At 53.5% G+C, this 740-nt stretch carries 1 protein-coding gene; it reads left to right on the top strand.

Annotated features, from left to right (window positions below):
* A partial coding sequence (locus tag AWB67_RS38960) for an IS4 family transposase (protein ID WP_125477910.1) occupies nt 1-740 on the top strand: 740 nt, incomplete at both ends.

Below are 740 nucleotides of genomic sequence, written 5' to 3'. Positions count from 1 at the left end.
AAATCTGCGGCAATCAACAGCACTTTTTGGGCAACCGCAGCGATGCATTCATGTAGGAGATCGCGAAAGTGATATTTACGAACTCTTCTGCCTGGCTCAAGAGTTGCAAACGAATTTCCTGGTGAGAACCTGCGTCGACAGGCTTGCGGGAGATGGCGGCCATACGATTGCCGATGAGATGGATGAAGTACGGGTCAAGGGCGTTCACCGTATCACTGTTCGCGACCAGAACGGTAAGGCTCAGCACGCAATACTGGAACTTCGATACCGCCGCATAACGGTACTCCCACCAATCGGCAAGCAGCGTCGTTATCCCGCCCTGGAGCTGACCGTCATTCACGCCCTCGAACGAGGTGTACCCACGGGCAGCAAACGCATTGAGTGGAAGTTGATCACCAACCTGCCTGTCGCTTCTCGCAAGCAGGCTGTCGAGAAACTCGACTGGTACGCGTTGCGATGGAAAATAGAGGTGTTTCACAAGATTCTGAAATCGGGTTGCAAGGCAGAAGATTCGCAATTGCGCACCGCAGACCGGCTGGCCAATCTCATCTCGGTATTCTGCGTCGTGAGCTGGCGTATCTTCTGGCTCACTATGGTACATCGGGCCGCACCTGATCAACCGGTCGAGATTGCGTTGACATCGCCCGAGATACAACGGCTCGACCAGTTGGTTAAAGATACCGCGAAGAGTTTGAACGCCAAGCCTCTAACCAGATACATCATCAAACTCGCACAGCTAG

Source organism: Caballeronia terrestris, from assembly GCF_001544515.1.
In the GTDB taxonomy this organism is placed as follows: domain Bacteria; phylum Pseudomonadota; class Gammaproteobacteria; order Burkholderiales; family Burkholderiaceae; genus Caballeronia; species Caballeronia terrestris.
Note: the sequence above shows the minus strand (reverse complement) of the source record. Positions and strands in the feature narration are given on the sequence as shown.